The 23,131-nt window shown below is 46.9% G+C and carries 17 protein-coding genes; 9 read left to right on the top strand and 8 right to left on the bottom strand.

Annotated elements, in window-relative coordinates; translation table 11 throughout:
* Positions 1-41 precede the first annotated feature (41 nt).
* The 6 genes from L5M10_RS00345 to L5M10_RS00320 all read left to right on the top strand — a co-directional run bounded on the left by L5M10_RS00345 (position 42) and on the right by L5M10_RS00320 (position 7,517).
* The gene (locus tag L5M10_RS00345; RefSeq protein ID WP_263254632.1) at positions 42-644 is read left to right on the top strand and encodes a hypothetical protein; all 603 of its coding nucleotides are present in this window, start codon (positions 42-44) and stop codon (positions 642-644) included.
* On the top strand, positions 641-1,264 hold the full coding sequence (locus tag L5M10_RS00340) for a hypothetical protein (protein ID WP_263254631.1): 624 nt from the start codon (positions 641-643) through the stop codon (positions 1,262-1,264). Before L5M10_RS00345 ends, L5M10_RS00340 begins: the two co-directional genes overlap by 4 nt.
* A 4-nt stretch (positions 1,265-1,268) precedes the next feature.
* Positions 1,269-1,670, top strand: a complete 402-nt coding sequence (locus L5M10_RS00335; RefSeq protein ID WP_263254630.1) for a DUF6950 family protein — start codon at positions 1,269-1,271, stop codon at positions 1,668-1,670.
* A complete protein-coding gene (locus tag L5M10_RS00330) occupies positions 1,658-6,175 on the top strand; it encodes a hypothetical protein (RefSeq protein ID WP_263254629.1) in 4,518 nt (1,505 codons plus the stop codon). Before L5M10_RS00335 ends, L5M10_RS00330 begins: the two co-directional genes overlap by 13 nt.
* 9 nt (positions 6,176-6,184) lie before the next feature.
* Positions 6,185-6,601 (top strand): hypothetical protein, encoded by a 417-nt coding sequence (locus L5M10_RS00325; protein WP_263254628.1) that lies wholly within the window; start codon positions 6,185-6,187, stop codon positions 6,599-6,601.
* Between the two features lie 154 nt (positions 6,602-6,755).
* Positions 6,756-7,517: a DNA adenine methylase gene (locus L5M10_RS00320; protein WP_263254627.1), complete on the top strand. Its 762-nt coding sequence runs from the start codon at positions 6,756-6,758 to the stop codon at positions 7,515-7,517.
* A 196-nt stretch (positions 7,518-7,713) separates the two neighbouring features.
* Here the strand turns inward: L5M10_RS00320 and cydC are convergent, their stop codons facing one another.
* A complete protein-coding gene (gene cydC, locus L5M10_RS00315) occupies positions 7,714-9,465 on the bottom strand; it encodes a heme ABC transporter ATP-binding protein/permease CydC (protein WP_263254626.1) in 1,752 nt (583 codons plus the stop codon).
* On the bottom strand, positions 9,462-11,384 hold the full coding sequence (gene cydD / locus L5M10_RS00310; RefSeq protein WP_263186803.1) for a heme ABC transporter permease/ATP-binding protein CydD: 1,923 nt from the start codon (positions 11,382-11,384) through the stop codon (positions 9,462-9,464). Before cydD ends, cydC begins: the two co-directional genes overlap by 4 nt.
* A gap of 279 nt (positions 11,385-11,663) precedes the next feature.
* Here cydD and L5M10_RS00305 point away from each other — a divergent pair, with 279 nt between their 5' ends.
* Positions 11,664-12,182: a type II secretion system protein gene (locus L5M10_RS00305; RefSeq protein WP_105251541.1), complete on the top strand. Its 519-nt coding sequence runs from the start codon at positions 11,664-11,666 to the stop codon at positions 12,180-12,182.
* A gap of 141 nt (positions 12,183-12,323) precedes the next feature.
* Here L5M10_RS00305 and L5M10_RS00300 read toward each other — a convergent pair whose 3' ends face one another.
* Positions 12,324-13,367 carry a DUF3626 domain-containing protein gene (locus L5M10_RS00300; RefSeq protein ID WP_263142696.1) on the bottom strand — a complete coding sequence of 348 codons (1,044 nt, stop codon included), beginning with the start codon at positions 13,365-13,367 and terminating at the stop codon, positions 12,324-12,326.
* A gap of 633 nt (positions 13,368-14,000) precedes the next feature.
* Here L5M10_RS00300 and L5M10_RS00295 point away from each other — a divergent pair.
* Positions 14,001-15,545, top strand: a complete 1,545-nt coding sequence (locus tag L5M10_RS00295; RefSeq protein WP_263254625.1) for a DEAD/DEAH box helicase — start codon at positions 14,001-14,003, stop codon at positions 15,543-15,545.
* 164 nt (positions 15,546-15,709) lie between these two features.
* Here L5M10_RS00295 and L5M10_RS00290 read toward each other — a convergent pair whose 3' ends face one another.
* From L5M10_RS00290 to L5M10_RS00280, 3 genes are all read right to left on the bottom strand, one after another.
* On the bottom strand, positions 15,710-16,783 hold the full coding sequence (locus L5M10_RS00290; protein WP_263254624.1) for a hypothetical protein: 1,074 nt from the start codon (positions 16,781-16,783) through the stop codon (positions 15,710-15,712).
* A gap of 251 nt (positions 16,784-17,034) precedes the next feature.
* Positions 17,035-18,444 carry an ATP-dependent RNA helicase DbpA gene (dbpA, locus tag L5M10_RS00285; RefSeq protein ID WP_263254677.1) on the bottom strand — a complete coding sequence of 470 codons (1,410 nt, stop codon included), beginning with the start codon at positions 18,442-18,444 and terminating at the stop codon, positions 17,035-17,037.
* Between the two features lie 337 nt (positions 18,445-18,781).
* Positions 18,782-19,639 (bottom strand): pirin family protein, encoded by an 858-nt coding sequence (locus L5M10_RS00280; protein WP_263235944.1) that lies wholly within the window; start codon positions 19,637-19,639, stop codon positions 18,782-18,784.
* 625 nt (positions 19,640-20,264) lie between these two features.
* Between L5M10_RS00280 and L5M10_RS00275 the strand changes: the two genes are divergently transcribed.
* Positions 20,265-20,816 carry a porin family protein gene (locus L5M10_RS00275; protein WP_263161511.1) on the top strand — a complete coding sequence of 184 codons (552 nt, stop codon included), beginning with the start codon at positions 20,265-20,267 and terminating at the stop codon, positions 20,814-20,816.
* A gap of 367 nt (positions 20,817-21,183) precedes the next feature.
* Here the strand turns inward: L5M10_RS00275 and prmC are convergent, their stop codons facing one another.
* Positions 21,184-22,032 (bottom strand): peptide chain release factor N(5)-glutamine methyltransferase, encoded by an 849-nt coding sequence (gene prmC / locus L5M10_RS00270; protein WP_263254623.1) that lies wholly within the window; start codon positions 22,030-22,032, stop codon positions 21,184-21,186.
* Positions 22,033-22,034: 2 nt separating this feature from the next.
* Positions 22,035-23,126 (bottom strand): peptide chain release factor 1, encoded by a 1,092-nt coding sequence (prfA, locus tag L5M10_RS00265; protein WP_113939045.1) that lies wholly within the window; start codon positions 23,124-23,126, stop codon positions 22,035-22,037.
* Between the last annotated feature and the right edge of the window lie 5 nt (positions 23,127-23,131).

The following is a 23,131-nucleotide window of genomic DNA, read 5'->3' as shown; positions in this document are numbered from 1 at the left end:
CTTGGGCTACACCCTGATTTAGCGGCCTTGTTGACTGACCTATGTTAATTTTTCCTGATGATATCTACCCCACTGAATGTGTGTGGCGCTTAAAAGCGCAAACGGAGGTATTTAGCAATCCGTTTAACAGCTCACGCCAAACGCTGGAACTGCCTGGTGCAGCGTGGGAAGCACAGTTGCGCTTTGATACGCTTACCCGTGCGAAAGGGGCTACTTTGTTTGGCCTGTTAGCACAATTACGTGGTGCTGCTGGACGGATTCTATTGTGGGATCATGCGTATGCTAACCCGCGTGGTAGTGCGTTAGGCGCACCAGTTGTGCATGGTGCTGGTCAGTTTGGGCATCAGCTAACTGTGCGCGGTTGCCAACCTAACACCCTGTTTTTACGCACGGGTGATTACTTTCAACTCAATAACCAACTCCACATTATGACCGCAGATGCGACTGCAAATGCATTAGGTCACTGTCAGATTTTGTTTGAAGCGCCCATGCGGCATATCCCTAATGACGGCACCGCACTTATTACGCGCAAAGCAAAAGCCGTGATGATGCTAAAGGACGATGACCAAGGTGGTCGTCGTTCTACTAAGCGTCTGATCCTATCCAGTTTAACCCTTTCACTTATCGAGGACGTCAGTCTATGAATCAGTTTATGACGCCTGAAATGCAACAGTGGTTACGTCGCCCCAATATCAGCGCCATCTTAATGACCGAACTCGATTTTGCCTCTGGCATGTTGCGTTTGCACTCGGGTGTCGGTGATGCCCTGTATCAAGGTTTGGTTTACAAGGGCACGGGCGTACTTGGCAAAGTCGGCATGGTTAAGCAGTCAGGCCAAGTACAACCCTACCGCCTACGGTTAACCTTATCGGGTATCCCGCAAGAGCTAGCGTCGATCGCCTTAACCGAGCATTACCAGAATCGCCAAGGGAGTTTGTACTTGGCCGCCCTCGATAACTTTTGTCAAATCGTGGCCCGTGACACCTTGTTTAGCGGCCGCATGGATGTGATGAACATTCGCTTAGGCAACCCTTCAACTATCCAGCTTGATCTTAATAGCCGTGGTGTGGATTGGAAGAACCCACGCAATAGCCGCTATACCGATGCCGACCAACAAGCACGCCACCAGGGTGATAAGTTTTTTGAGTTTGTTAGCCAAATGGCTGAGAAAGAAATTTTTTGGGGCGTGCCTGGTAAAGCTGTGGGCGGCTCTGGTGGTGGAGGCGGTGGAGGTGGTCGTGGCACTGCGCAGAATCAAAGGTGATGAAATGACTAACAACTTCATTGAGTTTTTACCTTATTACCGTCGCCGCCCTTTTGAATGGGGCCAATGTGACTGCTGCTTGTTTGTTGCTAACTGGGTACAAAAGATGTGTGGTTTTGACCCAGCGGCAGAACTTCGCGGTCGCTATCACAGCAAGTTGGGCGCAACGCGGGCACTACGTCGCGCGGGCTTTAACTCTATCAGTGATATTGCAGACGCTGCATTTGGTGAGCGAGTGGCCACATTAGCGTTGAATCGTGGCGATATTGCGCTGGTGATCGCCGATGATGCACCCGCGCTCGGTATTGTGTGGGGCGCAAATGTGTGGGCTATGGGTGAGCAAGGTGCAGTCGTGTTACCGCTGACGCTGGTAGAGTTTGGTTGGAGGTTGCCATGCCACCAGTAATCGTTGGGATTGCGGCGGGTGTCGCTGCTGCTGGGGTAGTCTCTACCGCTGCGGCCATTGCGATTGGGATTGGTGCAGCAGCACTAACCTATGCTGCTACACCTAAATTTGATAGTGGTAGTTTTGCAAATGAAGCGTTCTCACAGCAGCAAATGCTGCGTAGCCCTGTTGAACCTAGGCGCGGGATTTACGGGCGAGCTATGGTATCTGGCCCTTTGGTGTTTGCCGAGGAAACGGGAACGGATAATGCCTACCTGCATTTAGTGATCCCACTCGCTGGACATCGATGTGATGGCATTGAAAAAATCTATTTTGGTGATGAAGTCGCTTGGTCGAATGGTGTTATGTCGCCTAAGTACGCGACTTTTGCACGGCTAAAAATTCACCTTGGCAATCAAACCACATCAGATCCAAACTTAACCACCGAGTGCAGCCAGTGGACATCGGCCCATGTGGGTTTTGGTGTCACGTACCTCTACGCTCGCTTAAAGTTCGACACTACAGTGTTTCCTAACGGCGTGCCCAATATCAAAGCGTTGGTGCGCGGAAAACGGATATATGATCCGCGTAAACCCACACATAACTGGAATGACCCTGCCACGTGGGAATGGTCTGATAACTGGGCATTGTGCTGCTTGGACTACAACCGCTTTGAGTCAGGCGTTGGGGCAGCAGCACATGAAATCGACGTCAGTTATTTTGCGGCGGCTGCCAACGATAGTGATCAACTGGTTGAATATAAAACGGGCAAGTTTGAAAAGCGTTATACCTGTAATGGCACTTATAACCAGGATGTGTCGCCTTCATCCATTATGGAGAAAATGCTAACGGCAGGCGCTGGTATGCATGTGTATGTTAGTGGCCAGTATCGGTTATATGCAGGCGTGTACCAAGGGCCAGAAGTACTGGTGTTAACTGAGGATGACGCCGCAGGTGATATTGATGTTAGGCCGTATACGCCGCGTAGCGACTTGTGTAACGCGGTGCGCGGTACCTTTGTTGACCCTAGCAACTTCTATCAGCCAACGGACTTTCCGCCCTATGAGTCTAGCTATTATCGTGCCCAAGACGATGGCGAATATATTGATCACGATTTAGATCTACCCTTTACCCAATCAGTATGGACAGCACAGCGCCTAGGTAAACTGTACTTAGAACAGAAGCGTGCAGGCATGCAAATCTCTATGCCCGTGAAAATGATTGGTGTGGCGGTGAGCGTGGGTAAAGTGGTGGGCTTAAGTCTGCCACGCTTAGGGATTGATGGTACCTTTCAAATTGTTGATTGGCAGTTTGATTACGGTAAGCCCGTTAGTTTGATTTTGGTTGAAACCTCACCCGAGTTATTCGACTACGCCATGGGCAGCTATACCGAGCGCGACTTAACCCCTAACGTGATTTTACCCAATCCGGCCACGGTACCAACGCCCGTTGGTTTGCAGTACGTTGAATATCAAGATGACCCGCAATGGCAAGGCGAACTGACGTGGAGCGCACCCGCAAATAATAGTAGTTATCGCTATGTGATCGAGGTGAGTAACGGACTTGGGGAAGTGGTTTATCAAACCAATGCTGATGCTACCCGCTCGATGTTGCCTAAATTAGATACGGGTTTCTACACCGTATCACTTTGGGCGCTAAACCTCTTTGCTAACCGCTCTAATGTTCCTGCGACCATCACTATTGGGGCGACCTTGCCTGCCCCAGTAACAGGAATTGAAGTGATTGCTGGGCCGTTAACCCTGACACTACGCCCCACTACCGCCGCCCAAATTGCGCAAACAACACAGTTTGAGATCTTAGGTAGTATCACCAACAATATCGCTGAAGCCGCGCTTATCGGCACTGGGAAAGACGCAGTATGGCCAGATAGACACCCGAACACTCGTTACCATGTTTGGGCACGCACGATTAATAACTACGGTGTGAGCAGTTGGTATGGCCCTGTAGAAGCGACAACCTCGGCAGATAACTCATCGATCATTGACCTGATTGGCAACACGTTTAAAAACTACACTTGGTTTGCTTGGGCTGATGATGCAAGCGGTACCGGATTTACTACCGTCGAAGCCTTGGGTGATGGTAAAGCCTATATGGGCCTTGCTACCGATAAGCCAACTGCCAGCCCAAGCGGTAACTGGCAAGATTATACCTGGTCAAAGATTAAAGCCGATATAGGCCCAGTCTTTACACCAGAGGAAGAAGCCAAACTTGATAACCTGATGGCGGGTAAACTGCCGAACGCGCCGGACAAAGACATGCTGGCCGCGCAAGATGCGCTTAATAACCCTGCATTAGCGAATAACTTGATCACAGCGTTGTCATTGCTTAACCAAGGCATTACCGCGCCAGCATTAGGTGGTGAAACGCCTGCCAGTGCACAGGCTAAGGCTGATGCGGCGCAAAACGCGGCTATTACTGCAATTGACCAAATAAAAATTGGTGGAACAAATTTAGTTGATTATTCACTTGTCAATATAGACTCAACAGAGTACGGATTTGGTCATAAAACTGTCTATCTTATCGCTGGTAGGGAGTATGTATTCTCTGCTGCTGGTTATGCTACGCAATTGGCGTTAGACCAAGGCCATTGGTTTTCAAGCATGATCTACCTTGGCGATTGGTCTTTTGTTCGCGGTCTTGATAATAACTCGACAATAGAATCAACGCTCCACAGGTCTTTTATTGCTCCGGTAACGGGGATTTATATCATAACTTCATATTGCTTGCCGTCGGGCGGAGAGCGAACAGGGGCTGTTCATTGTAGCTGGTATAAAGTAGAAGAAGGAAACAAGGCAAGCGCTTGGTCTCCTTCACCAAATGACATATTTTCTGATTCAAGCGCTAAAGCTGATGCAGCAAGATTTTTAGCCGTTGGTGATATTGCTGCGGGTAATTTCATTGCACAAAACGCAATGATATCTACATTAGTTGCTAACTCAGCGCTATTCAATCAACTACAAGCCCAGTTAGCGGTGTTTGGTGGCTTGGCTGCTAACTCTATTGCAGCTAAAGCTATCACTGTCGATAAGCTTGATGTGCTTTCTCGTAACTTAATCAATAACTTTAGTGTGACTGGTGAACGTACTGGTTGGTCTGATTACCCTATTGTTAACCACTATCACAATGGCACTCATATTTGGGCTATGGAGGTTGCTACTTATGATGGAGTTACGGGACAAACTGCATTTTTCGATATTGATCATACTAAAATATACGAAGTTAATTTTACATTTCATCGTGTTGCTGGCAGCGCAAACAGTATGAATTTTCTCGGGATCACTTCAGACGGTGGGCCTGTAGAAGTATTTGTAATTGAGTCGGGTGGCTATTCTGAAGCATCCAATTTTTATTTCTGGAACGGCACCATGCAACCAGGTGAAACGCGTAGAATTAGAAGCTACATAGTAGGTAGCGAGGTTGATATTAACGCGGTTCCAGAGACATTGAATGCACAGCATTTTTGTCGTTTAGCGCCTAACTGTAGAAACGTGAGTATTCGAGCACTGAACTATTATAATGGCGGTGTCTTGGGGATTGACCGATGGATTCATCCATCGGTAACAGTCCTTGGAGGCGGTCAAATATCTGCTAATCAAATCATCGGTAATAGTGCCCTATTCGATAAGCTAAAAGCCCGCATAGGCGCGTTTGGTGGCCTTACTGCAAATGAAATACAAGCCGATACCGCGCTAATCAATAAGCTGTTTGGTACCAGTGCGCTATTCAATGATCTAGTTGCTCGCCTTGCCGTGTTCGGTGGGCTTACTGCTAACTCGATTGCATCCGATGCGATTCTCGGCCGCCATATTAAGGCGGGTGAAAAAATCACTTCACCGATTATTGAGGGCGGTGAAGTTAGGCTCATCGGCTCAAATATTATGAAAATTGAAAGTGCCACTCCGTTTGGCCCTGATTCGCTTGTTTACTGGCGCGGCCCTAGGCTGTTAGTTGGCGGTAATCCTGATTGGCCTAATATTCGTAAATCGAACGCTACACGATGGACTGATGTCACTGGCGCTGAGTATTTTGGCGGCTCGTTGAGTGCTGGAGTGCTGAAGAATGGAGCACAAAATACCACAATCGCCCTTTATCCAGCGGCATCAATCGCTCTTGAAGTTGGGGCGTTTAGCACGAATGGCAAACCAAAGTCGGTGGTTGTTTCATATAGTTGCAGCGCTAGTTACTCGCAAACAGTTGACCCTGGGAATGTAACAGTAGCTGAAATATTGCACTGGAAAGTGCAGCGTTTTATAGCAGGAAGCTGGCAAGATGTTGCAGGAGCCAGTGGTACATTTACAGGTACCGTTTTCAAAGAAGTGAATACAGAAACTTGGCCGACCACTTATCGAGTTTCGTATAACTGTGCAGGCAGTACGACATTCGTTGATAGTAATGCATCTACTGCAAATGCAACGTACAGAATTTACATCTCTAGTCACTCACGCCCGTTTTCAAATACCGTTGTTTCACGTCAAACATTGTCACTCATTTCAACAGAGCAATAAGAGGTCACTATGGCATTTACATTACCAACACTTACGCTGGCATCGGGTTTAGAACTAGCTAATCCGATGCTGGTGATTTCAGAACTTAACGTCAGTAACAATTCATCGGCTTCAGAGCGGCTAGACATTATGACCGCGCCAGGCGGCGTGGGTGATGCAGTAAATCAATCTTATAAAATACTAAAGTCACAAAATGGCGGCCGTGGCTGTAGTGCTATTGTTAGTGTTTTTAAAGACCAATCCGCGTTTGATGCTGGCAAGCCACCAGTCGAGATATTTAAAGATGGCCGCAACACTAAGGTGTTTAGCATTAATCTGGATAATCCAGATTTTGATGACATGACACCGCGGAATGCTGCTTATGCTCACATCATGGCCTTGCCAGAGTTTGAAGGGGCGGTTTTAGTGGAGGGAGTGGAGGTTTAATTCAGATTTAAAAAGAGAGCGGTCTGGCAATGCTTCCAACATTCCCAGACCGTCAACACACAGGATAACACCCTGTGAGCCAACCAAGGCTCCCTCACCGCGTCGACACGGCGAACCGAGCCTAGCATAAAAAATCCTAAAAAAGGAGGCTCACATGCCAAAACCGATCATCCCTTGGATGGGTGGTAAGCGTAGATTAGTTAAAGAGATTTTACCGTTATTCCCTGAGCATCATACCTATGTGGAGCCATTCTGCGGTGGTGCCGCTATGTTCTTCAGCAAAGATGAAGCGCGGGTGGAAGTGGTTAATGATATGAATGGCGATTTGGTGAATCTTTATCGAGTAATTAAACATCATTTAGAAGAGTTTCTAAGGCACTTTAAATGGGCTTTAATCAGTCGTGAAGAGTTCTTATGGCAGAAGAATACTAACCCTGAGACCTTAACCGATATTCAGCGAGCGAGCCGATTTTACTATCTGCAAAAACTGGCGTTTGGTGGCAAGGTATCTAGTCAGAACTTTGGGAGTTCGGCATCACGCCCAGCAGGTTTGAACTTACTGCGAATAGAAGAGGATCTCAGCATTGCGCATCTTCGGCTTGCGAGAACTTATATTGAGCGGTTGGACTGGGCGGAATGTGTAAGACGATACGATAAACCTGAAACCTTGTTCTATTTAGACCCGCCTTACTGGAGTACCACAGGCTATGGAGTAGAGTTTGGACTAGAGCAATACGCGTTGATGGCCGAGCTGGCGAAGACTATCAAAGGTAAGATGGTGATCAGCGTTAATGACATCCCCGAAATGCGAGAGGCATTTGCTGGGTTACAAATGAAAACGCTAGGAATACGTTATACAGTAGGAGGTACAGGACGTTCTGGAGAGCAACAAGAGCTACTCATTTGGAATTGGTAAAACAAATGGAAATGGCCACTTAATGTGGGCATTTAGCAGTAAAGTAAGCCCTAAAACAAAGTGATCATAATAATAGCTAGGCGTGATCACTTTTTGCGCCGCGCTACATTCATATCCGCTTTTAATGGGTAAAATATATCGCTATTTATAATATTGAGCGCCAACGTCTTAATTCTAAAAGATTAAATCCAAAACCTTAAGCGAGTCTTTGGTACAAGGCCTGATACTCTGCACTGTCTTCAATTAAGCTCTGGTGAGTACCAGACGCAATAATCCTCCCCTGACCGAGTAAATGAATTTGATCCATCTTCGCCATAGCCGTTAAACGATGGCTAATCATCAGCAAGGTTTTATCCTGAGCAAACTCAAATAGTAAACTTAAAATTTCTCTCTCGGTACGTTTATCTAACCCTTCAGTCGGTTCATCGAGCAATAGCAGCGGCGCATCACGCAGCAGCGCTCTTGCAACACCAATCCGGCGCTGCTCCCCGCCCGAAAGCTGACGTCCACCTTCACCAATCCACATATCCAGCGGTTTATCACCCGTGAGTAAAGCGCCAAGTCCAACCCGCTGTAACACATCAATCAAGCGCGCGTCGTGGGCCGTGCGTTTCTCACCTTCGATAACAGGTAGCGCTAATACTAAATTTTCCCGCAAGGTGCCCGCAAACAAATAGATGCGTTGGCTAATCACAGTTATCGCATCCCTAAGGCCGCGCTCGCTGTAATCTGAAAGAGGAAGACTATCGAGCTTGATGTGCCCTTGCTGCGCTTGCCATTCGCGGGTAATCAGCGCCAGTAAACTCGACTTACCGCAACCCGTTGGTCCAAGTAACGCGACTTTTTGTCCCGCATTTATCTCAAGGGACAAGCCTTGCAGCACGTGTTGATCGTCTCGATAACCAAAGTGGATATCTTCAATCTGTAAGGCGCCAGACTTTGCCTTAAGGCCTGTATCGACAGCAAATTGAATATCGGCCTCTTGTTCGGTGATTTCATTAATCCGTGTCGCCGCCAATACGCAGCCTGACAAATGCTGAAACGCGCCCGCAATCGGCATCATCATCTCAACGCAGGCCATAGTGGCAAACACCATAAGCGCAAACATGGGGCCCGGCGGCACGGCATCACCCACGCCTTGAGCGGCTAAATAAAGCATCATGATCAAGGCTGAGCCAGTGGAGAGGATCAACATGACTTGGCTGAGAGCAGTGATATTGGCCATCGCGCTTTGGCTGCGAAAAAGTGCAATTTCAGCATCATTCAGTTTCTGCCTGAATCTGTCGTTCGCGCCAAATAGACTGAGTTCGGCTTGGCCTTGCAACATATCCAGCAACTGCACACGATAATGACGCTTGGTTTCAAGCATAGTCCGGCTCGGCCCGTGTCCAAGGCGATAAAATAGCAGTGGCATCACCAGCCAAACAGCGACTAAGAATAAGCAAAGACTGAGAGCAAGTTTGGCATCGAACCAAGCAAGAAACAGATACAAGAGCCCCGTCATCAGAAGGGATGCTGCCATAGGCGTGAGCAGTCGCAGGTAAAGATGATCTAGGGTATCGATATCGGCCACTAAGCGATTGAGCATGTCACCACGGCGCAGACCTTGCAGATTTTTAGCACTTAGCGGCAAGAGTTTACGCCACGCCCAAACACGAAGTTCAGTCAGCAACTTAAAGGTCGCCTCATGGGTCGCTAAACGCTCGCCATAACGACTAGCGGTTCGGGCAATAGATAAGAAACGTACCCCGCCAGCAGGAGTGAAAAAGTTAAAGGACTGCGCCGTGACTATCGTCAAACCTGCAACAGCAGTAGCGGAAAGAAACCAGCCCGAAAGTGACAGTAAACCTATGCCAGCCATCAACGTAATAATGGTCAGCAGCAAGCCCACGGACATCATCAGCCATTGGTGCGAGAACAGACGGATAAAGGGGATCAGCACTTTCATAGGTCATCTCCTTTCGCGGCTTCGGCATTTGTCGTGGATGGCGTCGCGATTTCTGTAGACACAAGCTCAATATCCGCCACCGACTCAACATTCTCACGCAGTAAAGTTTGGAATAAGCCGTGCGTGTTAGACAAAGTAGCAAAATCGCCCCGCTGCACTATCAAGCCTTGATCGAGCACAAGAATAGTATCCATTTGATCTAATTGATCTAATCTGTGGGTCACCATAATGCACATCTTACCCGCCATGGCGCGATTCAGCGCAGAACTCACCGCCTGCTCACTCTGGCTATCTAAACTGGCTGTGGGTTCATCAAGGACAAACAAACTCGCCTGCTGCCCAAGCGCCCTTGCTAAAGCAATACGTTGAGCTTGGCCAACGGATAAACCGGAGGATTGTTCACCGACTGGGGCATCTAAACCCAATGGCTGCGCCTTAACGAAGTCGCTGATATTGGCCTCAGCCAGTAAGTGCCACAGCGTATCGTCGGGCAGAGTGGGGTCGGCTAAGGCCACGTTATCCCGCACTGTGCCATGAAATAACTGCGGTTCCTGTCCAAGCCAAGCTAAGTGCTGTCGCCAATGGGCTAAGTCTAATGCGGATAACTCATGGCCATTAATCAACAAATGGCCCTTGTAGGGTAAAAATCCCAATAAGGCGTTGAGTAAACTGGTTTTACCCGCCCCACTCGGGCCAACTAAGGCTAAGCGTTCACCCTCTTTTAACTCAAAACTCAGCGGGCCAAGTAAACGCGTTCCATCGACACTGAACACCTCAAGATTGTCGGCACTCAGCGTCTCTATGATATTGATACGGACGTGGCCGGCAAATTCAGGTTCCGGATGTTCGAGCAAGGTAATCAAAGCTTCTGCCGCGCCTATAGCCTGCGCCTTGGCATGGTAATGAGTCCCCATGTCGCGCAGCGGTTGATAAAACTCAGGAGCTAAAATCAGAATAAATAGCCCAGTAAATAAGCTGAAAGGAATACCGCCCACCTCAGGCACTATACTCGAGCTAATATTGGCATGGGCACCATAGTAGCCAAAATCCAAATGGCCTAAATAACTGAAACCAAAGTAAACCGCCAATACTGCAATTGATACCGCGGCAAAAAACTCTAAGACTGCCGAGCTTAAAAATGCCATGCGTAGCACCGACATAGTGCGGCTACGAAACTCTTCTGAAGCACTCGCGATCACCTTAAGCTCGGCATCACCACGGTGAAAAAGTTTCAACGTGCTTAAGCCTTTTAATCTATCCATAAAATGGCCGCTCAATCTTGCTAGCGCACTGAAATTTTTGCGATTCGCATCGGCAGCGCCCATGCCAACTAAGATCATAAACATAGGGATTAATGGCGCTGTGAGTAACAGGATTAAGCCTGCAGCCCAGTTAATCGGGAATACCGCCGCTAAAATGAGGATGGGAATAAAACCAGCAAGGCTGATTTGCGGAAGGTATCTGGCATAAAAATCTTGTAAATCTTCGACTTGCTCTAAGACTATGCTGGCCCAACTGCCTGCGGGTTTACCTTTAATAAACGCTGGCCCTAGCTTAGTCAGCTTATCCATCACTGCCGCGCGGATATGGCCACGTAGACGCTTACCCGCCTCAAAACTGGCGCGCTCACGCCCATAAGCCAGCAAGGCACGCAGTAACATCAAGGCAATTAGCGCAATAAAATGAGGTGTATAGGTATCAATATTCACGCTGGAACTGATCGTTTGGGCATTGTCAGTTAGCGGTATAACTTGCCCTATGATCACGCCATCCAGAATCGTCGCGATAATATAAGCCTGCGCCACCATAGCGACGGCGCTTATCATCCCAAGCCATAACGACAATTTAAGGAACAGGCCACAGGCTTTTTTCTGGGCTTTAAGCCAAACAAGAAGGGATTTTTCTAACGACTTATCCATGGTGCTCCAACAAGAAAACAATTAAGCGACTCGTAGCGGGGATCGACTATCGATAACAATTCAGTTTAAGGGGCTTGCAACAGCTAAAAAGTTCCGATAGGGACGCAGTATCGCAGGCATCTACAACAGATGAAACCCTATCACAGACTTTTGCTAGCGGACTCACAAAAACGAGCTAAAGATAAATAAATCTAGGAGTTAACGGAACTTTACCTAGTACTAGCCTGATTTTAAAAACTTAGGTAGCATGAAGCTCTTTGTATTGAATGTCCTCTATCTATGCCAAATAAAAATGCTGGTTTCACCCTGATTGAACTCGTTGTGGTTATTATTATTCTTGGCGTATTAGCCGTAGTAGCTGCACCTAAATTCATTAATTTACAATCAGATGCCTATAAGAGTCAGCTATCAGGTGCACTGGCTTCGATGAAATCCGCCGTCACTTTATTCAAATCAAAGTCGGAAATTGCTAACAGCGGCACCACGAATAGAGTCGTTTACGACGAAATCCGTGGCGAAAACTATCAGCCTTGGGCTGCCAGCACCAGCGGTATAACGCCAAGTACGGCTTACACGACTCCGCCAGAAATTTTTAAAGCGGCAGGGCTAAATGTGAATGAGTGGTCCTATCGAATTTACACCACCAACGGCACCTATGAAGTTATCGCCACACCAAAGCAAAAACTGAACCTTGCCACGCCCACAGAAGCGCAAGTCGAAGCGACAAATTGTTATATCGACTATAAATGGGAGACAACGGGCGTCCCCACTTATAAAAAAGTCGACACTGGTTGCTAGGCGACCTTAACGATAAAATATCTATAGAAAAAAAACAGCGAATTAACCTGATGTTATCTCGCTGTTTTATTTACGACCTAAACTCATTTTGTTGTTAATGCTTACGTTTACAATTAAGCATTTTTAAAGAGTTCGCGCTTATTACACTCCACCGTATTTCACCAGCACATGCCAGAGCAACTTAAGTTCATGGGCGACTTGCGCACGATTACCGCGGTCGCGCCAATGCTGGGGGGAATGGTATAAATCCCGCGCCGCCACGCCTATGGCATAGGCATCGACTCTGTCTTCTATGGCAATCCGATTAGCCAGCGATGGCATAGTTGGCCCACGGAAATCACTGGGGATCTGCGCCGTATGCAGGCTAAAGCCATCATAATATTGCAGCTCAATATCATATTTATCGCAAATTTTACTTAAGCTTGCGCCAATATCAGTCCCCTTAAAACTGGGGTCCGCCACCAGCATGGCGATATCTTCATCGAGGGAAACATCGCCATGGATCTGCGCCTCTATATAATGGTCAAGATTATTCGATAGCGGCCGCTCGAAACGTGAAAGCAAGGAAGCATTGAGCTGATGCCCCAAATAATGGATCACATTCAGCGGCTTAAAGTCGGATTTGCCTAAGGCATAGTGACGCTCAAAACTCTCAGTCAGCAGCGCCGCTAAAATATCATCGAAACATGACAGCGTGCCTTTCTCTTTCGGATTACGATACGAGTCAAGATAACTAAAGGTTGAGCGCGCCATCGCACTCGTATGAGTCAAAAAATAACAGCTTCCAAAACGTGGGGCGGGACCGTCCTGCCACATCCCCAGATCGAGTGCGCCGTATTTAGGCCGAGATTTAGTGCCCTTGTATACATCCCCAAAAAGCTGATTTTCCCAATGATCCCGTGGGCCACCTAACTCAGGTGACAACTGACCATTGGAAATATGGGTCTCAAACTGGCTGCGGTATTGACCATCGCGCAGTAAACCTTCGGCAACAGTCATACCACGGCTATCAATTCTATCTGGATGAAAATGCAGCGCAATTCGGCCACAGTTGAGCAATTGTTTAAGCGCGAGTTGCATCTCATGCATGGGGATATTTGACATCTGCTGCACATTTTTAATCACAGCGACGGCTTGTTCACTGCGTCCTCGTGCAAGGCGTTCAATATGCTGTATCGCTGTCATAATCCACCTATAAATGAGAGGCGTTTAACCGTTCCCACAATGCCTCATCCTAAAATAAACGTGAGATAAATCGCAAGCATGCAGAGAACTGCTCTTAAGCCACTCCATCTAAATGACTAAGTTAAACATGAATGACTCAGTTAAACGTGACCGTGAAAACACTCAATAATTCTTTCGCTCGGTTCATTGTTAAAAATTCAGCGAATAACATCAATCACGAACTGAACAGATAGCTAAACCAATTGCGTCATTGATTAATTCTACTCCAATCGACTTTAGTTTATACCACTCTCATTATTGTAGCGTGATCTACCGCTAACTCATTCTAACTCTAGATAAAAAATGCCTATGACTTCAATTGATATTATGAAATAAGCCTAATAGTCATCTTATTCCTTGAAATCAATTAACTTCCATAACCTCAAACTCTGCCATCTAAACTTGCGCCTAAAAGATAAGCGAGGCCGAGTGAAAGCCGCCGACAAGCGATTTATGTGCCAATATGAATGAAACCCAGCCCAAAAACCTTTATTAGATGGCACTTAAAGCCCTGATCCTGTAAGCTGCACGCCCGCCAGCAGACCTGGCTATTGACCATAAATGCAGCACAGTGTTGCCACAAGAGACCAATCTATGAGTTTTACCTCCCTGGGCTTATCGGCCCCGATACTTAAAGCCGTTGCCGAACAAGGCTACGACACACCTTCGCCAATCCAAGCTCAAGCAATTCCCGCTGTGCTTCAAGGCAAAGATGTGATGGCGGCCGCCCAAACAGGAACAGGTAAAACAGCAGGTTTCACCCTACCTATGCTCGAACTCCTGAGTAAAGGTAACCGTGCCCAAGCAGGCCAAGTGCGCGCATTAGTGTTAACTCCGACACGCGAATTGGCAGCTCAGGTTGCAGAAAGTGTTGAAACCTATGGTAAGAATTTACCACTGCGCTCAGCGGTGATATTTGGTGGCGTGCCTATCAATCCACAAATCGCGAAATTGCGCCACGGTGTCGACGTATTAGTCGCCACACCTGGTCGATTGATGGATCTATATAATCAAAAAGCGGTGAAATTCAGCCAGCTTGAGATCTTAGTGTTAGATGAAGCCGACCGCATGCTCGACATGGGCTTTATCCGCGATATCCGTAAGATTTTGGCCATTTTACCTAAGCAACGCCAAAATCTGATGTTCTCAGCCACCTTCTCCGATGAAATTCGTGAGCTGGCCAAAGGCCTAGTCAATGATCCAGTCGAAATTTCGGTCACGCCGCGTAACGCGGCAGCGACCACAGTAAAACAATGGGTTTGCCCTGTTGATAAGAGCCAAAAATCGGCACTCTTGATCCAACTCATCAAGCAAAACGATTGGCAACAAGTGTTGGTATTCTCGCGCACTAAACATGGTGCTAACCGTCTGGCGAAAAGCCTTGAAGAGGCAGGTATCAAAGCCGCCGCTATCCACGGTAACAAGAGCCAAACCGCCCGTACTAAAGCCTTGGCCGACTTTAAAAATGGTCAAGCTCGCGTACTGGTAGCAACCGATATTGCTGCCCGCGGTTTAGACATAGACCAATTACCACAAGTGGTTAACTTCGACTTACCAAACGTGCCAGAAGATTATGTGCATCGTATCGGCCGTACTGGCCGCGCTGGCGCATCGGGTCAAGCCGTGTCACTGGTAAGTAACGAAGAAATCAAACTGCTGAACGATATCGAGCGTTTGATCAATCGCGTATTAGACCGAGAAATGGTTGAAGGCTTTAACCATGAATTGCCAGAATCACGTTTAGGTGGCGGCGGGAAAAGTAGCGGTAAATCAGTACCAAGTCGTAGAAATACCCGCAGCTCAAACCAACCTAGCTCACGCGATGGTGCCCCAAGAAGCGCCGAGCATAAAGACGGTCAACGCAGCGGTGACGTCGCGCGCGGTCACAAGCCAAACGACAAGAATCCAAGACACAGCGGTGAAGCCAGTAGCGCATCCCGCAGTGATGCCAAACCTCGTCCCCCACGTTCAAACGATGGCCGAGCCAATAGCGCAGGCGCTAGTCGTCCAAGTGAAAGCCGTTCAGGTGCTGGCGAGAATCGTGGCCAAGCGGGTGAGAATCCTTACGCCAATGGCCCAAAGAAAAACACCCGTCGCCCAAATAACGGTGCGAGTCGTCCAAGACATTCACAGGATTAATGCAAAAGCTAAGCGAACTTGCTTAGCGATTTAGCCGTAAACGCCCAACTCCGTATGGAATTGGACGTTTTTGTTTGTCTTAGTTTGTCTTTATCGATGCTTAGCTCGTTATCTACGCTTTGAACAATCACTGCCTTAAAAACAGCCTAAAACGGCAACCTAAGTTAATTCGCCTTTGTATCTGGCAACTGCTGCAGGACTTCATCCGTAAAATAGGGTTCATCTTCAACCCAAAAAATGTAGTCTAAGCCTAGGTAGTTTTGTGCAAAATCCAACAGCTCAGGCACAGTATTCTTTTTACCCGTTTTAGGATTAATCTGCCGCAAATTACCGTCTTGCACCGCCATACCTTTCACCAGTGTCGCTGGGTACTCTTTAATAAAGGCATAACTTTGTGCCATATGACTTTTACGGTAAGGCATCAAATCTGGGCCACCCACACCCATGTTGAGCGATTTGGCTTGCGCAAATAAGCCTCGCATATAGCCTTTGTCATTCCATGGCAGCCATTCGTCTGGCAAAAAGTTCAAATACACCATAGCGGTTGAATGCTGAAATGACTCAGATAATACCTGCATATTCTCGCCAATCGCATCGATATAGGCTTTAGGATTAAAATCACTGGGGAAGGTGGTCGTTCCATCGGCGTTTTCAGTCCCCACATCAATTGAGCTTTCACTAAAGTTAATGCCCGCAATTTTCCCATCAAACTCTTGGCCAAGCTGACGCACCAATTGTTGATAACGTGCACGCACTGAGGGCTCCCACATTTTGGCTGACCAGCCATACTCATCATCCGTCACCGGTTTATTGGGATCACGCTCTGGTGCACTCAACATGCTTTGCTTCAACACACCGCCTTGATAAATCGGATCATCGAGCAAATAACGCGGCACATTGACTCTGGGCGTAAAGGATTTCTCTTGCAGCTGGATCCACAATTTTTTGCCTATCGAATCGAGATACGCAATATCGGCCCTAATCGCGCTGAAATCATATTCGCCCTGCTTAGGCTCTAAACTGCGCCAAGTATAAACAATCTGCGCACCGCCAAAACGGAGATCGCGCAGCGCCTTATCGGCACGAATGTTTTCTCCGTTGGCCTCACGATGATTAATGTAGATGAAGTGCTGTAACGGTTGCGGCTTTGACTTAGACTCCAGTTGCGGCTCTGGCTGAATTGATGCAGCGCTCGCTGCGCTTAAAAAGATGCTTAGTAAAATAGTCCATCGAAACATAAATACTCCAAACCGATGCACGCCTTATCACCTGACAAAGCCGTTTATCTGCTCATTTATTTTTTACTCAGAATCACTTCTAACACAGGCAAGCTGAGGGGCATATCAATTAAGCAGACAAATACAAAGTGTTACTTAATCGCCCAATAAGATTCGAGGTGAAGTAGACACAAAGGTGTAGTGACTACCGCTATAAAACCCAATAAAAAAGGGAATAAACCTGAGTTTATTCCCTTTAAAAATAGAGCGAATTAAATCGAGGTACGATTCAACTCAAGCCAAACTTCCTTCATTGGCCAAGCGCGGTAAGATTTTCCTTTAATGCGGCCACCAGTAATTTTGTTCAGTGCTTTCTTGGCAACCTTACGATTTACGGCCACATAGGCGCGGTAATCGGTCACTTGGATTTTACCCACCTGTGAGCCTTCGATACCGTTTTCGCCTGTCAGCGCGCCTAAGATATCCCCTGGACGCAGTTTTTCCTTCTTACCACCATCGATCTGCAAAGTGATCATGGTTGGCGCTGCAGGCGTGTTGCCGAGCAGGCTTTCAGATGGCAGTGATTCGCTGGTAATTTCGCGCTCTAAATACTCTTCTAACAAGGCAATTTTGTAACCGTCTTGGTCGTTATAGAAGGTATAAGCGGCGCCTTTACTGCCCGCACGGCCAGTACGACCGATGCGGTGAATGTGCACTTCGGTGTCATAGGCGACGTGATAGTTAAACACGGCATCCAGCGCATCGATATCTAAACCACGGGCAGCAACGTCGGTCGCCACTAATACACAGGCACTCTTATTAGCAAATTGCAGCAGGGTTTCGTCCCTGTCTCTTTGCTCTAAATCGCCGTGCAAAGCCAATACGCTAAAGCCTAAACCTTCAAGCTCATCGGCCACTTTTTGGGTTTCGCGTTTAGTGTTACAAAACACCACTGCGCTTTCAGGCTTATGTTCTAACAACAATAATTGCAGCGCTTGCATACGCGCCTTGTCATCGTCTAAATGATAAAAATGTTGGGCTATGCTCAAGCTGTCGTGATTACCTTCAACTTTAACCATGCTTGGGTCATACATGATTTGCTTGGCAATTGATTGAATTTGCTCAGGGAACGTCGCGCTGAATAGCAACGTCTGACGCTCACGCGGGGCTTGTTCGATAATCGCATCAAGGGCGGGTTGGAAGCCCATTTCTAACATGCGATCGGCTTCATCGAGCACTAACATGTTGAGATTGCTTAAATCTAAGCGATTGCGATCTAAGTGATCGACGATACGACCCGGCGTACCCACAATAATGTGCGCGCCGTGTTCCAGCGAACCAACCTGTGGCCCCATAGGCACACCGCCGCAAAGTGTCAGTACTTTAACGTTATGAATACCACGGGCAAGGGTACGGATTTCCTGCGCCACTTGGTCGGCCAACTCGCGGGTTGGGCATAACACTAAGGTTTGAATGCGAAAGCGTTTAACGTCTAACTTGTTCAGTAACCCTAAGCCAAAGGCGGCCGTTTTACCCGAGCCAGTTTTACCCTGACCTATCACATCCTGCCCCGCTAAAATGGGTGGCAAACTTTGCGCCTGAATTGGCGTCATCTCGTTGTAGCCCATAGAAGAAAGGTTCTCAAGCAGTTCGGGTTTTAGCTTAAGAGTCGCAAAAGCCATTGATGGATTAGGCTTAGTATCAGAGTTGCTCAAGGTGAATATCCTGTGGTGGGTAACGAAGCGGCTGCTAGGTTACTGAAATTGCGTTACTTATCGATTAAACTGGTCTATCAAGATTCAGGTTAGCTTTGGGCTAGCTTGAGTTTAGATTTAAGCGCTAGGCTCGCTCAACCCAAAAGCACGGCTATTGTAGCAACAAAGCGCGGCTTTTGCCTCAAGTCCTTAAGCAATAGACATAGCAGGCGTAAACAGCAACAAAAAAGCCCTGCAGGAATACAGGGCTTAAACTTAAATTGGCTTGGATTTAGAATTAGCTCAGCGCGGCAGATTTAACAAATTACGCGATGTGGCCGAAACGCCCTTCTTGATAATCGCGGATCGCCTGCTGAATTTCTGCTTGGGTGTTCATCACAAAGGGACCCATTTGGACGATTTTTTCACGGATAGGTTTACCCGCAAACAGTAACATCCCAGCGCCGCGCTCATCGGCTTTAAACTTAAGCACACTTTGGCTATCGAGCACTAAAAACTCGCCCTGATGATATGACCACTGTGAGTCTTCACCTTTACTTAAGTCACCTTGGTACAAGTACAAGGCGACAAACTCGTGTTGAGACAAATCAAGCGTGGCCTCAGCATTTGGTGCTAGGCTCAGATCGGCAATGGCTGCTTCGCCCGCTAATCCTTGGATGGTCGCACTAATAAGCGGTTGATCTTTAAAGCCCCAATCACCCGCTAAGGCTTTTAAGCTAGCGCCAGTGTTACTGGTCACTTCAACGCTCGCGCTACCCGCGGTATCTTGATACTTCGCTGGACGCAACTTGTCTTTGGCGGGCATATTGACCCAAATTTGGAATCCATGCAGACCATCGACAGCATCGGCAAGTGGCATTTCAGAATGCACTACACCGAACCCGGTACTCATCCACTGCACATCGCCGGCACAAATCGCCTTCACATTACCCATTTGGTCACGGTGCTCAAAACCGCCCTTACGAATGTAAGTGAAGGTCTCCATCCCGCGATGAGGATGTGCGGGGAAGCCACCAATAAAATCTTGTTCATCATCGGATTTTATTTCGTCGATCATCAAGAAAGGATCAAATTTAGTCGTCACAAAATCGGCGACACGGCGAATATTGACCCCATCGCCATCCATCGCGGCTTTGGCGGAAAACTGACTAAATACTTTCATTGCTGCTCTCCTATCGGTTGAGCAAAGCGATACGTGAAACGCCAAGACCGTACAGCTAACACAAGACGCAAACGCTTTGCTGATGCAGGCAGAATAACAAGGAAGTTTACAAAAGAATAACGCGAAATCACGGCCTAAACATTCGAAAAAATAGAACGGTATGCAGGAAGGAGCGAGTAACCTAGTGTTCTAACTGGATAATAAAGTAGTGGTTTAGTTGCCAAATCTCGCACTTCGGATTTGAACTCGTGGCTATCAAAAATAGCGTTAACATAAAAATCAAACCTTAAATCTGAATGAAATAACTCCCATTCATTAAAAATGTATTTCCGCACACTGTATACGAATACAACCAACACAAAACATACTATAAAAATCTAATTTAGTTCATTTAGAAACAATGAGGATTTAACAATAATCACTGTTTACCAAGTAAAATACATAGCGAATTACTGAAGTCTAATAAGAAATAATAAATTATTACATTTGTTTCAATATAAGCTTACTGACATCTGCCCACTTATCGGGAGACCATACGAAATAAATAAAAATCAAAAAATTTACAATTAGCAACCAAATCTATTACTTTTAGAGTTCATGGATTAATGTGATTACAGGAAGTACAATGAAACGCTTATTTATACTTTTAGCTTTACTCATTTCCACTACAGCATCTAGCGCAGACGAAACCCATGGCTTCTCTGCAGGCTTGGGTTTAGGCTCAACAGAAGACTATGGGGGCATTACCCATTATGATTTTGCCTATCGCTATCAATTCACCCCAGATTGGGGAGTAGAAGTAGGTTACACACCATTTCAAAGTGAGCCTTTTACCGCAGCAATACATGGTGTTTTTGACGATTACGTGTTGGAGAACTCTTATTCCTCTCGGCTTGCTGGCACATATACATACCAAATATCAGCAAGACATAATGCGATATTTAAGGCCGGATTATCTCAATCTAAAGCTAATTATCAATTGAATGACTACGAAAATAGTAGTGATGATGTTATAACTATAGAGGAGTATTCAGACGATGGATATGGCTTATATGCCGCATTAGGTTGGCGTTGTCGTTTTTATAATGGCTTCGAAATTATGACAACATTAGCCTACCAGGATTCTGGAGTATTTGAAATGACGAGCTTCACTGTAGGAATAGGCTACAGCTTCTAAGGCTATAAATTTAAAACCTTAATGCCAGTAAATACTGGCATTATATTCCCAATAAAAATTTAATTTAGAATTCGATAAAAAATCCATTTTCATCATAATTAATTACGTTATTTCTATTAACGCTATATAAAATTTATAGCAAATGCTGAAGAAAAATGTCCCATTCCACAGCTGATTAAACTATATCCTATAACTATATCTCCTAAGAATAGTCATCTTATATTGACTGAAGACACTATTTTAAGAAAATACCTACACATAAAAAACGCTATTGCAGATTGGCAATAGCGTTATATTTAAGATGACAAGTTAATAAGTCTAAAGTCTCATCATTATTCTCTGGGTCATCGAATTTATTTTTAGTAACTTACTCCGCCCATTTACCCATAGTGCATCTATCATTACTGCCAAAGTCTCGCACTGTGGCGACATTCTCGTAGCCCAGTTCGATAAGCTTAGCTCTGAGTTTTACAGCTTGCTCAAAACCATGTTCGAGCAGGATATAGCCGTTAGGCTTTAAGTAATCTCGGGCAGTGTTGGCAATATAATAAAGATCGGCAAAGCCTTCCTCGGCGGCGGTTAACGCGCTTTGGGGCTCGAAACGCACGTCACCTTGGTGCAAGTGTTCGTCTGATTCATCAATATAGGGCGGATTTGAAACGATTAAATCAAAGTCCCGTGACTTTACAGCACTGAACCAGTCACTCTGGAGAATTTCGACCTGTGGCAGCTTTAAGTTCTCGCGGTTCGCGATAGCCAAAGCCACGGCATCATCGACTTTATCGACCGCGGTGATTTGCCATGACTCACGCTCAGACGCCAACGCCAGCGCAATCGCCCCAGTGCCTGTGCCTAAATCGAGCACTTTGGCGTAGGTGGAAAGCAGCAGGTTCAAGGCGGTTTCAACCAGAATTTCCGTATCAGGACGCGGGATCAAAGTGGTGTCGTTCACGATAAAAGGCAACGACCAAAATTCGCGCTCACCGACAATATGTGCCACAGGTACGCCTTTTTGGCGTTTCTGTACCATTTGCTGGAAGCGTTTCCACTGCTCAACCGTCAAGGATTTTTCAGGCCAAGTGTATAAATAGCTGCGGCTTTTATTGAGGCAATATAACAACAAAACCTCTGCATCCAAATGAGCGGATTCAGAGGTTGATGCTAACTGCACATAAGCCCATTGCAGGGCTTCGGCTATGCTAGATTGATCTGACAAAATTACCCCTGCTCGTCAGCCAGTGCGGCTAACTGATCGGCTTGATGCTCTTGCATCAGAGGCAATAAAATAGCATCGAGATCGCCTTCCATCACTTCGTTCAAGCGATATAAGGTCAAGTTGATGCGGTGTTCGCTCACGCGGCCCTGCGGGAAGTTGTAAGTACGTACACGTTCGGAGCGATCGCCACTGGCAACCAGACTACGACGGGTCGATTCTTCGGCGCTACGGCGTTTTTCGTCTTCAACAGCTTGAATACGTGCAGCCAGTACACTCATGGCTTGGGCACGGTTCTTGTGTTGCGAACGTTGATCTTGGCATTCCACCACGATCCCAGTTGGAATATGGGTGATTCGAATAGCTGAGTCAGTTTTGTTAACGTGCTGACCACCCGCACCTGATGAACGATAAGTATCGACTTTCAGATCGGCTGGGTTGATTGAAATCGCTTCCGCTTCAGGCACTTCGTGAAGTACCACTACAGTAACCGCTGAAGTATGCACACGTCCTTGGGATTCGGTTTCTGGCACACGCTGTACACGGTGGCCGCCGGATTCAAATTTAAGTTTGCCGTATACGCCTTCACCGCTGACCTTCATGATCACTTCTTTAAAGCCACCATGTTCGCCTTCGTTGCAGCTCATGATTTCGATCTGCCAGCGATTCGCTTCAGCATAACGGCTGTACATGCGGAATAAGTCACCGGCAAAAATAGCCGCTTCATCGCCGCCTGCACCAGCGCGGATCTCAACGAAGGCGTTTTTATCGTCGTCAGGATCTTTTGGCAATAATAGAATTTGCAATTCGTCTTCGAGCTGCTCGAGTTTGGCCTTAGCGGCTTTCATCTCTTCCTGCGCCATTTCACGCATTTCAGCATCGTCTTCTTCCAGCATTTCTTTGGCAGAATCGAGATCGGCCTGCGCTTGCTGATAGGCTTTAAAGCCAGCAACAACGTCTTCTAACTGAGCATATTCTTTCGATAACGCACGAAACCTGTCTTGATCGGAAATGACGCTAGCATCACCCAGCAAAGCCATGACTTCTTCATTGCGCTCGAGCAAGCCTTCCAGCTTGCGGATAACGGATTCCTTCATTTAAC

Origin of the sequence: Shewanella sp. SM32, from assembly GCF_025654235.1 — a bacterium.
In the GTDB taxonomy this organism is placed as follows: Bacteria; Pseudomonadota; Gammaproteobacteria; order Enterobacterales; family Shewanellaceae; genus Shewanella; species Shewanella oncorhynchi.
This window is presented reverse-complemented; position numbering and strand designations above follow the sequence as displayed.